This is a genomic window from Mycobacterium asiaticum (assembly GCF_001673365.1).
GTDB classification, from domain to species: Bacteria; Actinomycetota; Actinomycetes; order Mycobacteriales; family Mycobacteriaceae; genus Mycobacterium; species Mycobacterium asiaticum_A.
Window position 1 is genome coordinate 34,839 of record NZ_LZLS01000155.1, and the last position, 13,318, is coordinate 48,156.

Below are 13,318 nucleotides of genomic sequence, written 5' to 3' on the forward strand. Positions count from 1 at the left end.
GTGCAATGACCGACCACGACCAGACCGCAGCCCGCCGTGAGATCGCAGATGCCTTACTTGCCGCCTTGGAACGCCGGCACGAGGTTGCCGACGCGATCGTGGAGGCCAAGAACAAGCCAGCCGCCGTCGAGGCGATCGTCGCGTTGCTCGGCACCTCGCATCTGGCCGCCGAAGCCGTGATGAGTATGTCGTTCGAGCAACTCACCCAGGATGCGCGGGCAAAGATCCTGGCCGAACTCGACGATCTCAACAAGCAACTGAGCTTCACCCTCTTCGATCGCCCGGCAAGCACCGGGGAGACGCTGGAGCTGCGCTCTTTCTCTGCCGTCGAGGACCGCGACATCTTCGTCACCCGCACCGAGGAGATCAAGTCTGCCGGAGACGGATCCGGCGCACCGGCGGGCAACATCGACGACGAGATTCGAGCGGCGCTGCGGCGGCTGCACGACGAGGAAGCCGCGTGGTTCGTCGCGGTGGACTCCGGCGAGAAGGTCGGCCTGGTGTTCGGTGAACTTCTGCACGGCGAGGTGAACGTCCGCATCTGGATCCACCCCGAGCACCGCAAGAAGGGTTACGGAACCGCAGCGCTGCGCAAGTCGCGCTCGGAGATGGCCTGGGCATTCCCGGCGGTACCCATGGTGGTGCGGGCACCGGCCGCCAACCCCGGCTGATCGCCGCCTCGGCGACGTGCCGAGCAATTCATTTACACGCGCGTAACGCGAGCATAGGATCTAGCCGTCCGTGTTACCGTTTACAACAGCCCTGTTGCGGGGGGTTATGTGCCGTCGGCCGATTCGCGATCCCGGATCTTCTTGGACGCCGTCGGGAATCCTTGCGCCCCTTCGGTATTCGCGTATCGAGCACGTCCTGGCAACTTCTAGAGAGCGGTGGTTCAGGTGAGTCGTCAATGGTATGAGCATCCTTCGCTGATTCTGCAACTCAAGGCGCTGGCGGGTCTGCGCAATGACCTGCGCGACTACAACCTGTTCGAAGGTGACGGTATCCGGCCCAAGGAAGACTTGGGGGAACCCACCGAAGAGGTCAAGCGTGCGCGCACCCCGGACGGCACCTTTAACGATCTGTCCGACCCGTGGATGGGTTCGAGAGGCTCGGGTTTCGGCCGTAACGTCCCGTTGACCAAGACCGTCACCGACACCAGACGACTGCTGGAGCCCGACCCGCGAGTGATCAGTCGGAGGCTGATGGCTCGCGACGAATTCAAGCCGGCCGGCATCATCAACGCGTTGGCCGCCGCGTGGCTGCAGTTTGAGAATCACAACTGGTTCTTCCACGGCGACGGCCTGGCGGACAAGAACATCGAAATTCCGCTGCGCAAGGGTGACGACTTCCCGGAGAATCCGATGCGGATCCGGTGCACCATCCCGCCGCGCGGCGAAATCGTCGACGGCTGTCCGGCCCCAGTGTTCAACAACGTCGAAACCCACTGGTGGGACGGATCGCAGATCTACGGCAGCGGCAAGGATCGGCAGTCGGAGGTGCGTACTTTCGTCGACGGCAAGGTCAAAGTCGGCGACGACGGCAGGCTGCCCAAGAGTGAAATCCCCGGCATCGATCTGACTGGCATGCGGGAGAACTGGTGGGTCGGTGTCGGGATCTTGCACACCCTGTTCGCCCGCGAGCACAACGCGGTTTGCGACGCATTGAAGAAGGCCTACCCGAGCCTGGACGATCAACGACTTTTCGAACTCGGCGTGCTGGTGATCTCGGCATTGATCGCCAAGATCCACACCGTCGAGTGGACGACTTGCGTGTTGCGCCACCCGGCGCTGCAGATCGGTATGAACGCCAATTGGTATGGCGCCCTTGGCGAGACGTTCCGCGACCGGATCGGCCGGGTGGGTGACAGCGAGGCGCTGTCGGGCATCATCGGTTCGCCGACCGATCACCATGCCGCGCCGTTCTCGCTGACCGAGGAGTTCGTCTCGGTCTACCGGATGCATCCGCTGATCCCCGACGACTGGAACTTCTTCTCGCTGGAATCCGGTGAGCACCTAGAGAAGCGCGACTTCACCGAGCTACAAGGACGTTTCACCCGAGACTTCATGGACCGCATGGAGATGGGGGACATGTGGTATTCGTTCGGACTGGCCAGCGCCGGCGCGGTGTGCCTGCACAATTATCCGAACGCACTGCGCAAGTTGACTCGGGTGGACGGGCAGGTCACCGACCTGGCCACCCTGGACATCGTGCGCGACCGGGAGCGCGGGGTACCGCGGTACAACGACTTTCGTGAAGCATTGCGGATGCCGCGGCGCAAGAGTATCGACGAAATCACCCCGAACAAGCAGTGGGCCAAGGAGATCAGCGAGGTTTACAACGGCGATGTCGACGCGGTGGACCTGCAGATCGGGATGCAAGCCGAGCAGCCGCCGAAGGGTTTCGGCTTTTCCGATACGGCTTTTCGCATCTTCATTCTGATGGCATCGCGGCGGCTGAAGAGCGACAGGTTCTTCACCAAGGACTTCACGCCGGACACCTACACCCAGGTCGGATACGACTGGGTGAACCACACCAGCATGAAAGACGTACTGCTGCGCCACTATCCCGAGTTGGAGCCGGTGATCGGCGATGCCGAGCGCATCTTCGCGCCGTGGCCCAAACTGGGTGCGCCCGCAGAGGGCAAGAAGCGGCGGGTGGTTCAGCTCGCCGACACGGTGCGTGCCTACATCCCGTGGGGGTCCTGAGCCCGTGCCAGAGGACTTCAAACACGCCTCCACTTTGGAGGGCGTCAGGTTCACCGCCCAGATCGCGGTTCCCGGCGTTCTGCTGGGGCTGTTCAACAAGAGGGCGTTGCCCAGTCGGATCGCCTCCACCGTGGGCGCGGACTATCTCGGCTACCGGCTGGTCGACGGAATGGTAAGCAGCTATGGGCCGGGACCGTTTTACGTGCGCGTCGCCCGCGACGAGGCGCTGTTGATACATCACCCCGACGACCTGCAGTTCGTGCTGGGCGGCTCGCCCGACCCCTTCGCCTCCGACCCGGAAGCAAAACGCAAGGGCATGAAGGCTTTTCAGCCCGATGGTCTGACGATATCGAGGGGCCGGGCCTGGGAAGAACGGCGTAAGTTCGCCGAAGCTGTACTGGACACCGGCAAGCCGATGCACCGTCTCGCGCAACCTTTCGTCGACATCGCGGCGGATACCGCCGCTGAACTGGCCGGCGACACGATCACGTGGCCCACGGCCAACAAGGCCTTTCAGAAGTTGACGCGACGCGTGCTGTTCGGCGAGGCGGCTGCCGACGACGAGGGACTGACCGACCAACTCGGTGAACTGATGTCGGCGGGTAACAAAATGCCGGACGAGCCCGCCCCGCAGTACGCCGAGTTCGTCGCCCGAATTGGTTCCTACCTCACCGATCCCGCCGAGAACAGTCTTGCCGCGCTGGTCTCGCAGGCTCCCGACCCGGGTTCGGCGCCACCCGGCCAGTTTGTGCACTGGATGTTCGCAATGGGAGATACGCTGGCGGCCAACGTATTTCGCACTCTCGGGGTGTTGTCCAGCCACGGCGAGCAGCTGCACGAAGTGAAAACTGCGCTGGCCGATGCCGACCTTGGATCCGCTGCCGGGATCGCGAAACTGGATTACCTGGCCGGATGCCTCTTCGAGAGCATGCGGCTGTGGCCGACCACGGCGTTGTTCGGCCGGGTCACCACCCGGGAAGTCGAATTCCCGAACGGTGCCGTGTTGCCCAAAGGGCAGCAGGTGCTGATCTACAACGTCTTCAATCATCGCAACCGGCACCGCATCTCTTATGCGGACCGCTTCTCACCGGGGGAGTGGGTCAGCGGAGACGCGGGAGCGGACTGGTCGTTCAACTTCTTCAGCCACGGTCCGCAGGTCTGCCCGGGGGCGGAGCTGTCGATGCTGCTGGGTCAAGCGGTGCTGGCACAGCTGATCGAAGCTGGGGTCACAAACGGTTCGGGCCATCGGTTGAACCCAAGCAAGTCGCTACCGCACGGCTACGACCTGTACAGCTTCAGCGTGTCGCGGTAACGGTGACGATGCTGCGCAGCTGATCCATTTCGGGCTCGTCGGGAAAGGTGCGCCCGTACTCGGCGAAGTACTCCCACCGCGGCCGGGTGGTGATCCGCCAACCGTGCTCGCTGAGATAGTCCACCACGTTGTTGCGCTCGCCTTGATAGAACAAGCTTGACAAGTCGAGGTCGCAGCCCAAGTTGGCCCAACGTTGGTTGAACTGCTGCGCGCGTTCGGTCACTGCCTCGCCTGAATCCAGGTGGTACTCGGTGGCGATCCGGCTTCCGGGACCGCTGAGCGCGGTGATGTGGTCGAACAACCGGTCCTGCGCCTCGGGCGGCAGGTACATCAAGAGGCCCTCGGCACTCCACGCGGTTGCCCTCGACGGATCAAACCCGTTGCGGCGCAAAGCTTCCGGCCAGTCGTCGCGCAGGTCGACGCTGACCGCCTTGCGGTGCGCCGACGGAGTGGCACCCAGTGCCGACATGGCTTGGTTCTTGAACGCAATGACCTCGGGCTGGTCGACCTCGTAGACAACCGTTCCGCGCGGCCAAGACAGCCGGTAGCTGCGCGCGTCCAGACCCGCGGCCAGAATCACCGCTTGCGCGACGCCGTTACGGGTGGCATCGAGAAAGAACTCATCGAAGAAGCGGGTGCGGACCGCGATTGAGTCGGTCTCCAACTGCAGGTCGCGCCCGTCGGCTGCCTCGGACTCCGTGGGCGGCAGCTCGCCGTCGATCAGTCGGGTGAAGAAATCCAGCCCGACGGCTCGCACCAGGGGCGCCGCGAACGGGTCGTCGATGATCGCGTTGTCCTGCTTGCTGGCCACGGCACGGGCGGCGGCAACCATCGTCGCGGTCGCGCCGACACTGGTGGCCAGGTCCCAGGAGTCTCCGGCGGATCGCTGTGACTCGGTCGCGGGCATGGTCAGAGCCGTTCAGCGCTGAGATAGACCACTTCGCCGAACGGGGCGTCGTCGCCGTCGGCCGGCACCAGCCCATGCTTGGCGAACAGGTCCGCGTTGCTCACGCTCGAGGTCAGCCAACCGTGCGCGGCCAGATAGGTGCCCGCGTCGATGCGATCGTCGAAATAGACCAGGCTGGCCATGTCGAAATCCAGCCCGTGACGGCTCCACCGCTCGTTCTGCAGGCGCATGCGATTGCGCAGTTCGTCCTCGTTCAGTTCATTGATGTCGAGCAGCCCTTCGGCGGCGAATCGGCTGCCCGGCGGGCTCTGCTCGGTGATCTGATCGAGCAGCCGGTCCTGGGCCTCGGCCGGCAGATAACCAAGCAGTCCTTCAGCGATCCAGGCGGTGCGCTGGGCGGGATCGAACCCTGCCGCACGCAGCGCCGCAGGCCAGTCCTCCCGCAGATCGACCGCCACCGTGCGTCGCTCGGCGGTTGGCTGGGCGCTCAACCCGGACAGCGTCGCGGTCTTGAACTCGATCACCTGCGGCTGATCGACCTCGAACACCGTGGTGCCGGCCGGCCACGGCAAGCGGTAGGCGCGCGAGTCCAGGCCCGCTGCCAGAATTACGGCCTGTCGGATGCCGGACTCGGTGGCGGCACCGAAGAAGTCGTCGAAGAACCTGGTGCGGACGGCCATCGCGTTGGCGAAATGCACTGTTCCGGTTGCGGTTTCCTCGTCGAGGTCGGTCAAATCCAGCTCGCCGCTGGCCAGCCGGGAGAAGAAGTCGACGCCCACCGCGCGGACCAGCGGTTCGGCGAAGGAGTCGGTGGCCACCGCACCCGCGCCTTGTGGGTCCCGCGCCGCAACGGCACGGGCCGCCGCGACCATGGTGGCCGTTAAACCCACACTGGACGCCAGGTCCCACGTGTCGCCCTCGAACCGCGCGCTACCCATCTGGGTCATTCATGTGCTCCCGATAGTGTGATCTGTTATTTAGCAAATATAACGAGCTACCCAGACTGTACGCCTCTACCGACGGCCGCTCGCGACGAAGGAATCGCCACCCTGACAGGGTTGGCCCGCTCCAACTGTTAGTCTCGTACACGGTTTGACGCGCCTAGATCTACTGGCGGCCATACATCCTGGCCTGCTGGTGTTGGTCGCGCGACGCGAGACGACCCAGGAATGACCACGAAATTGGACCCAGCCGGCGACCCCGGTTGGCATGCCGCGACCAGAGTTCGGCTGCGCAGGAGGAAGAGTGCTTTCGGCTTTCATCTCATCGCTGCGAACAGTCGACCTGAGACGGAAGATCCTTTTCACGCTGGGCATTGTCGTGCTGTACCGCGTCGGCGCCGCGCTTCCGTCGCCCGGCGTGAACTTCCCCAACGTGCAGCAGTGCATTAAAGAGGCCAGCGGTGGACAAGCCGGACAGATCTACTCGCTGATCAACCTGTTCTCCGGCGGTGCGTTGCTGAAGCTGACGGTATTCGCAGTTGGCGTGATGCCCTACATCACCGCGAGCATCATCGTGCAGCTGCTCACGGTGGTCATCCCACGCTTCGAGGAACTGCGAAAAGAAGGTCAAGCGGGCCAGGCGAAGATGACGCAGTACACGCGTTACCTGGCGATCGCGCTGGCCGTCCTGCAGGCCACCAGCATCGTGGCGCTGGCCGCCAACGGCGGGTTACTGCAGGGGTGCACCAAGGAGATTCTGTTCGACCAGAGCATCTTCTCCGAGATCGTCATCGTGCTGGTGATGACGGCCGGGGCCGCGCTGGTGATGTGGATGGGTGAGCTGATCACCGAACGCGGCATCGGCAACGGTATGTCGTTGCTGATTTTCGTCGGTATTGCGGCCCGCATCCCGGCGGAAGGAAACCAGATTCTGCAGAGTCGCGGCGGGATGATCTTCACCGCTGTGCTCGCGGCGGCGTTGCTCATCATCGTCGGTGTGGTGTTCGTCGAGCAGGGGCAGCGGCGCATCCCGGTCCAGTACGCCAAGCGCATGGTGGGCCGCCGGATGTACGGCGGAACCTCTACGTACCTGCCGCTGAAGGTCAACCAGGCCGGCGTCATCCCGGTGATCTTCGCCTCTTCGCTGATCTACATCCCCAACCTGATCACCCAGTTGGTCAACAGCGGCAGCGGCGGCGGTGCGGGCCACGGCTGGTGGGCCAAATTCGTCGGAAGCTATCTGTCGGACCCAAGCAACGCGGTATATATCGCCATCTATTTCGGCCTGATCATCTTTTTCACGTACTTCTACGTGTCGATCACGTTCAATCCCGACGAGCGTGCCGACGAAATGAAGAAGTTCGGCGGCTTCATTCCCGGCATTCGCCCCGGCCGCCCGACCGCCGATTATCTGCGCTTTGTGCTGAGTCGCATTACCCTTCCGGGCTCGATCTACCTCGGTGTTATCTCGGTGCTGCCAAATGTCTTTTTGCAGATGGGCAACAGCGGCGGGATCCAGAATCTACCCTTCGGGGGGACCGCGGTGCTGATCATGATTGGCGTCGGGTTGGATACGGTCAAACAGATCGAAAGTCAGCTCATGCAGCGCAACTATGAAGGGTTCCTCAAGTGAGAGTGGTACTGCTGGGCCCGCCGGGCGCGGGCAAGGGCACCCAGGCCGAAAAGCTGGCCGAGAAACTCGGAATCCCGCACATCTCCACCGGAGAACTCTTTCGCAGCAACATTCAGGACGGCACCAAGCTCGGCGTAGAGGCCAAGCGCTACCTGGACGCCGGCGACTTGGTGCCATCGGAGTTGACCAACCAACTCGTCGACGATCGGCTCGATGACGCCGACGTCGCCAACGGCTTCATTCTCGACGGCTATCCGCGATCGGTCGAACAGGCCAAGGCACTGCATGACATGCTGCAGCGGCGCGGCACCGACCTGGACGCGGTGGTCGAGTTCCGCGTCTCCGACGACGAACTGCTGACCCGGCTCAAGGGCCGTGGCCGCGCCGACGACACCGAGGAAATCATCCTCAACCGGATGAAGGTGTATCGGGGCGAGACCGCCCCGCTGCTGGACTACTACCAGGACGAGCTGAAGACCGTCGACGCCGTCGGCAGCCTGGATGAGGTGTTCGCTCGCGCGTTGCAAGCCCTCGGGAAGTAGCCGTGGGCGCCCTGGCGCGGTTGCGGGGCCGCAGGGTCGTGCCGCAGCGCACAGCGGGTGAGCTCGATGCCATGGCCGCGGCCGGCGCTGTCGTCGCGGCCGCGCTGCAGGCAGTCCGAACGGCTGCGGTTGCCGGGGTATCCACGCTGGCCCTCGACGAAATCGCGGAGTCGGTGATCCGCGAGGCCGGCGCTGTGCCGTCTTTCCTCGGCTACCACGGCTACCCGGCTTCGATCTGCGCATCGGTCAACGACCGCGTCGTGCACGGCATCCCGTCCGCCGCCGAAGTGCTCATGCCCGGCGACTTGGTCTCGATCGACTGCGGCGCAGTGCTCGACGGCTGGCACGGGGACGCGGCCGTCACGTTCGGAATCGGCAGTCTCATTCCCGCCGACGAAGCGTTGTCGCAGGCCACCAGGGAATCGCTGGAGGCCGGAATCGCTGCCATGGTGATCGGCAACCGGCTAAGCGACGTCTCCCATGCCATCGAGACCGGTACCCACGCCGCCGCAGCCCGCTATGACCGTGCCTTCGGAATCGTCGAGGGATACGGCGGGCACGGCATCGGCCGGCAGATGCATATGGACCCGTTCTTGCCCAATGAAGGCTCCCCGGGCCGCGGTCCGCTGCTGGCGGCCGGTTCGGTGCTGGCCATCGAACCGATGCTGACGCTGGGGACGGGCAAGACCCGCGTTCTCGATGACCAGTGGACGGTTACCACCACCGACGGATCACGCGCCGCGCACTGGGAGCACACTGTGGCTGTGACCGAGGAAGGTCCCCGCGTTCTCACGCGTTGAGTCGGTGGGCGGGTCGGTGCCATTTGTCGCCGGTGAACCGCACACCCGATCAGCTCGTGTTAGTAGGCGGAGGTGATCAGGTGGCGCGTGTTGCCTCAAACGCGGCTGCCGAAGCCGCGCTGATGACGGCGCTCTACGACGAGCATGCCGCCGTGTTGTGGCGTTACGCGTTGCGGTTGACAGGTGATGCCAGCCAAGCCGAGGACGTCGTCCAGGAAACGTTGCTACGGGCCTGGCAACATCCGGAAGTCGTCGGTGACACGGATCGGTCGGCGCGGGCCTGGCTGTTCACCGTCGCGCGCAACATGATCATCGACGATCGGCGCAGCGCGCGGTACCGCAACGTGGTGGGCTCGACCGACCAGGACGGGGCGCCGGAGCAGTCCACGCCGGACGAGGTCAATGCGGCCCTGGACCGGCTACTGATCGCCGACGCGCTGACACAACTGTCCGGTGAGCACCGGGCGGTGATCGAACGGTCTTACTACCGCGGTTGGACCACCACGCAGATAGCAAAAGACCTGGGAATCGCAGAAGGGACCGTAAAGTCGCGGCTACACTACGCCGTCCGTGCTTTGCGGCTCACTCTGCAAGAACTTGGAGTTACCCGATGATCGCCAGCATCCACGCGACCGTCGGCTCCGAATACGTGAGGGTGACAGGAGATGGATGACATGAGTACGCCGTTACGGGGTTCTCAACACGGGAGCTCTCCGCCGGATGATGTGCACCCCTACGCCACCTGGGATGCCGCTTACGTCCTGGGGTCGCTGTCGGCGGCCGACCGTCGCGAATTCGAAACGCACCTGGCCGCGTGCGCGCCGTGCCGGCAAGCCGTCGCCGAACTCAGTGGTGTCCCGGCTCTTCTGTCCCAGTTGAGTGGTGACGACGTGGCCGCGATCGATGCGTCGGGTCGCGCACCGGAGTTGTCGCCGCAACTTTTGCCGTCGTTGTTGGAGACGGTGCGCTGGCGGCGCCGGCGCAACCGGATCGTCACCTGGGTAGCTTCGGTGGCAGCCGCGGTGGTGCTTGGTGTCGGTTTGCTGGTGGGCGTGCAGGGCTCGTTCGGATTGTTCGGGTCGCATTCACAGCCTGCGACCGTGGCGTCGGCGCAACCGATGTCACAGGTCGGCACTAAATTCTTGACCTCGACGGTTACGCTCAGCAGCCAGCACTGGGGCACCGTAATCGACTTGCAGTGCTACTGCCTGGCCCCACCGGATGCTCACCACGACACGTTGGCAATGGTGGTGGTTGGTCGCGACGGCAGCCAGACCAGGCTGGCGACCTGGGTGGCCATCCCCGGCCATACCGCGAACCCGGCCGGCAGCATCTCCACGCCGATGGACCAGATCGCTTCGGTGCAAGTGGTTTCCGCCGACAACGGCCAGATTCTGTTGGAGCGTTCGCTGTAAGTTGCTCGGGCCGCGGTTGCCCCGCCTGCCTGCCGCAGTGCTACCGGCAGTGACCAGTGCGGTAAGAAGGGGCGTGGCCGACTCTCAGAAGCGCGACCCCATCGCCGCGGCGCGGGTCAACTGGGAGCGCGCCGGGTGGGGGGACGTCTCGCAAGGCATGGTCGCGGTGACGTCGGTGATGCGCGCGCATCAAATCCTGCTGGCGCGCGTCGAGACGGCGCTGCGTCCCTACGATTTGAGCTTCTCGCGATACGAGTTGTTGCGGCTGTTGGCGTTCAGTCGGAGCGGGGCGCTGCCCATCACCAAAGCCTCGGACCGCTTACAAGTGCACGTCACCAGCGTCACCCATGCGATCCGGCGCCTGGAGGCCGACGGTCTGGTGCGTCGGGTGCCACATCCCACCGACGGACGCACGACGCTGGTGGAAATCACCGACCTCGGCCGATCCACCGTCGAGGACGCCACGGTCACGCTCAACGAGCAGGTGTTCGCCGACATCGGGATGGCCGCCGACCAGTCGCAGGCGCTGGTGTCGTCAATCGAGACGTTGCGGCGCAACGCGGGCGACTTTTGATTTCAGGTCAGGGCGATCCCTTGGAGCCGGGTCCACCCGGGGAACCGGCGCTTCCGCCGGCACCGCCGCTGCCTCCGAGGCCGCCCTTGGCGTCGATCAGGCTTGCGATCGCGTTTCCGCCGTCTCCACCCCTGCCGCCGTTGGCCGTGGTCCCCAGGCCGTCGCCACCGTTGCCGCCCATGCCGCCCTCGGCTTGAGCCAGCAAAGCGCTCGCACCATCCGCGAAGCCACCGAGTCCGCCCACGCCGCCGCCGGTATCGCCGTCGCCGCCCCTGCCGCCGATACCACCGATGGCGGTGGCGGTAGATCCGGGGTTGCTGATGACCGCCGTTCCGCCGCCACCACCGGACCCTCCTGCGCTGCCGACGCCGAGACCACCGGTGCCGCCTTGGCCGCCCCTGGCGTTCCCGATCCCGTAATTTTGTGCCGCTCCGCCGAGACCACCGGTGCCGCCGGTGCCACCGGTCCCGGAGCCCCCGTCCCCGCCGGTGCCGCCGACAGCCTCGCCTTTGGATGCGGCGCTCAGGATGGTCGCGCCGCCACCTCGGCCACCCTCCCCGCCGGTGGCGCCGCCGCCGCCCGCGCCACCCTCGGCGCCGATGACATGCACGGTCGAGGCGTCGTTATCGACGGTCCCCGCGCCACCCCACCCACCAGCGCCACCCGTGCCGGTGCTGCCCTGTCCGCCGGCACCACCCTTACCGGCAAAGACGGCGCCGGTTCCGGTGGTCGACGCGTTGCCGCCGTTTCCGCCGGCCCCACCCGTGCTGCCACTGCCGCCTGTGCCGCCCTGCCCGGCAGTGGCGGTCCCCTTCGAGGCCAGGTTGTACGTATACGCCTCACCGCCGGTGCCACCGGTACCGCCGGTGCCGGGACCTGCGGCACCCTTTCCGCCGCCCCCGCCGGTGGCGTCGCCGACGCCGAAGTTGCGGGCGATCCCCCCGTACCCGCCATGGCCACCGATCGCTCCGCCGTCGCCGCCCGCGCCGGCAACCGCTTTTCCGGTTCCATAGTTATCCGCTCCGCCACCGGTCCCGCCCGTTCCGCCGATGCCCGCGGCGCTGCCTGATCCACCCGCTCCGCCTGCGCCGCCGACGGCCTGACCGGTACTGGTTGTCGCAAAACCGCCATCGCCGCCATTGCCGCCGGTGCCGCTGTTTCCTGTGCCGCCCTTCCCGCCGGCGCCCGAGGTCGCAGTTCCGGTGCCAGCAACGTCCGCGTTGCCACCCTTCCCGCCCGCGCCGCCAGCGGTTCCCGCACCGCCGAGCCCGCCGTCACCGCCAGTGGCGTCGGCATCTGACAGAGCGCTGAACGTATACCCTTCGCCGCCGGTCCCGCCAGCCCCGCCGACGGCGGTGGTGCCGCCGGCGGCCCCGTCCCCGCCCTTGCCGCCAATTGCGTTTCCGGTGCCCCTGCTTTCTGCGCGGCCGCCACTACCACCGTTGCCGGGCGCCCCGGCGCCGCCGTCGCCGCCGGTCCCGCCCGCGACGCCGGCGCCGTAGTGGGTGGCGCCGCCGCCATCTCCGCCGACCCCCCCGTCCCCGCCGGTGCCAGTACCGCCCAGCCCGCCGGTGCCGCCGACGGCGGCGACGGTCGACGTGTCGCGGTCGATGAACGCACTGCCGCCGGCGCCCCCAGCGCCGCCGACGCCGCCGTCCCCACCCGCACCGCCCGTGCCGGCTGTGAAGGTGCCGGCGCCTCGGTAGGCGACGTAGCCGCCGCGCCCACCAGCGCCGCCCGCCGCTCCGCCATCGCCGCCCGCACCGCCCTTCCCGCCGGCCGCGGCTGCCACCGAGGTCACGTTCGCCACGTCAACGTCGCCGCCGTCGCCGCCAGCCCCGCTCGTGCCGGATGCGCCCGCATCGAGGCCGTCGGCGCCTTGACCACCAGTTGTTGCTCCCGTTCCATGATTGATGGCCCGACCGCCGTTGCCGCCCACCCCGGCAGCACCGCTACCGGTGGTGTGGCCGGCTATCCCGCCCTCGCCGCCGGTCGCGGTTGCGGCAGAGGCATTGTGCCCAACGAAGCCCACACCGCCCGCCCCACCGTTGCCGCCGTCCGTGGTGCCGGTGCCGCCGACGCCGCCCTTGCCGCCGGTCGCACTGCCGGTGCCGTCGCCCCATTGCTGGGCGTCACCGCCCGCGCCGCCGTTGCCGCCATGCCCATCGGTACCGATGCCGCCGTCGCCGCCCTTCCCGCCGACTGCGTGACCGTTTCGATAGTCCTCCGACAAACCGCCGGTGCCGCCGTCACCGCCAAAGACGCCGTTCCCACCCTTGCCGCCGTTGCCGCCGACGCCCGCATTGCCGAAGGCGCCGCCAGTGCCTCCGGTGCCGGCAACGCCTCCCGCGCCGGCGGTCCCGCCGTTGCCATTGGTGCCGCCGTTACCGGCGCCGCCATTTCCACCTGTGCCGCCCTTGCCGCCCTGGCTGCCCGGGGTGCCTATGCCGGAGAGGATCTCCGGGACGCCGTCCCTACCGTTGCCACCG

The 13,318-nt window shown here is 66.4% G+C and carries 11 protein-coding genes and 1 pseudogene; 9 read left to right on the top strand and 3 right to left on the bottom strand.

Annotated features, from left to right (window positions below; genetic code table 11):
- The first annotated feature begins 5 nt into the window (after positions 1–5).
- The 3 genes from A5634_RS16235 (at position 6) to A5634_RS16245 (ending at position 4,017) form a co-directional block, all read left to right on the top strand.
- Positions 6–671: a GNAT family N-acetyltransferase gene (locus A5634_RS16235; protein ID WP_065145055.1), complete on the top strand. Its 666-nt coding sequence runs from the start codon at positions 6–8 to the stop codon at positions 669–671.
- 225 nt (positions 672–896) lie between these two features.
- Positions 897–2,705: a peroxidase family protein gene (locus A5634_RS16240; RefSeq protein ID WP_065145068.1), complete on the top strand. Its 1,809-nt coding sequence runs from the start codon at positions 897–899 to the stop codon at positions 2,703–2,705.
- Positions 2,706–2,709: 4 nt separating this feature from the next.
- A complete protein-coding gene (locus tag A5634_RS16245) occupies positions 2,710–4,017 on the top strand; it encodes a cytochrome P450 (protein ID WP_065145056.1) in 1,308 nt (435 codons plus the stop codon).
- Here the strand turns inward: A5634_RS16245 and A5634_RS16250 are convergent.
- Positions 4,001–4,924 carry a class I SAM-dependent methyltransferase gene (locus tag A5634_RS16250; protein ID WP_065145057.1) on the bottom strand — a complete coding sequence of 308 codons (924 nt, stop codon included), beginning with the start codon at positions 4,922–4,924 and terminating at the stop codon, positions 4,001–4,003. The two genes, A5634_RS16245 and A5634_RS16250, sit on opposite strands and share 17 nt — an antisense overlap.
- Before the next feature lie 2 nt (positions 4,925–4,926).
- A complete protein-coding gene (locus A5634_RS16255) occupies positions 4,927–5,871 on the bottom strand; it encodes a class I SAM-dependent methyltransferase (protein WP_155769574.1) in 945 nt (314 codons plus the stop codon).
- Positions 5,872–6,169: 298 nt separating this feature from the next.
- Here A5634_RS16255 and secY point away from each other — a divergent pair, with 298 nt between their 5' ends.
- From secY to A5634_RS16285, 6 genes are all read left to right on the top strand, one after another.
- Positions 6,170–7,498, top strand: coding sequence for a preprotein translocase subunit SecY (gene secY, locus A5634_RS16260; protein ID WP_065145058.1), 1,329 nt, complete (start codon positions 6,170–6,172; stop codon positions 7,496–7,498).
- On the top strand, positions 7,495–8,040 hold the full coding sequence (locus tag A5634_RS16265; RefSeq protein ID WP_065145059.1) for an adenylate kinase: 546 nt from the start codon (positions 7,495–7,497) through the stop codon (positions 8,038–8,040). Before secY ends, A5634_RS16265 begins: the two co-directional genes overlap by 4 nt.
- 2 nt (positions 8,041–8,042) lie before the next feature.
- Positions 8,043–8,840 carry a type I methionyl aminopeptidase gene (gene map / locus A5634_RS16270; RefSeq protein ID WP_065145060.1) on the top strand — a complete coding sequence of 266 codons (798 nt, stop codon included), beginning with the start codon at positions 8,043–8,045 and terminating at the stop codon, positions 8,838–8,840.
- Positions 8,841–8,920: 80 nt separating this feature from the next.
- On the top strand, positions 8,921–9,454 hold the full coding sequence (locus A5634_RS16275; RefSeq protein WP_081290471.1) for a sigma-70 family RNA polymerase sigma factor: 534 nt from the start codon (positions 8,921–8,923) through the stop codon (positions 9,452–9,454).
- A 51-nt stretch (positions 9,455–9,505) separates the two neighbouring features.
- A complete protein-coding gene (locus tag A5634_RS16280) occupies positions 9,506–10,255 on the top strand; it encodes an anti-sigma factor family protein (protein WP_065145061.1) in 750 nt (249 codons plus the stop codon).
- Between the two features lie 73 nt (positions 10,256–10,328).
- Positions 10,329–10,829: a MarR family transcriptional regulator gene (locus A5634_RS16285; protein WP_065145062.1), complete on the top strand. Its 501-nt coding sequence runs from the start codon at positions 10,329–10,331 to the stop codon at positions 10,827–10,829.
- A gap of 7 nt (positions 10,830–10,836) precedes the next feature.
- On the opposite strand, the pseudogene A5634_RS29970 reads toward A5634_RS16285, so the two are convergent.
- Positions 10,837–13,318 (bottom strand): annotated as a pseudogene (locus A5634_RS29970) (PE family protein); the annotation flags it as partial.

Coding starts and splice junctions, on each gene's coding strand:
- A5634_RS16250 (WP_065145057.1), bottom strand. CDS start 4,924: ATGCCCGCGACCGAGTCACAGCGATCCGCCGGAGACTCCTGGGACCTG.
- A5634_RS16255 (WP_155769574.1), bottom strand. CDS start 5,871: ATGACCCAGATGGGTAGCGCGCGGTTCGAGGGCGACACGTGGGACCTG.
- A5634_RS16235 (WP_065145055.1), top strand. CDS start 6: ATGACCGACCACGACCAGACCGCAGCCCGCCGTGAGATCGCAGATGCC.
- A5634_RS16280 (WP_065145061.1), top strand. CDS start 9,506: ATGGATGACATGAGTACGCCGTTACGGGGTTCTCAACACGGGAGCTCT.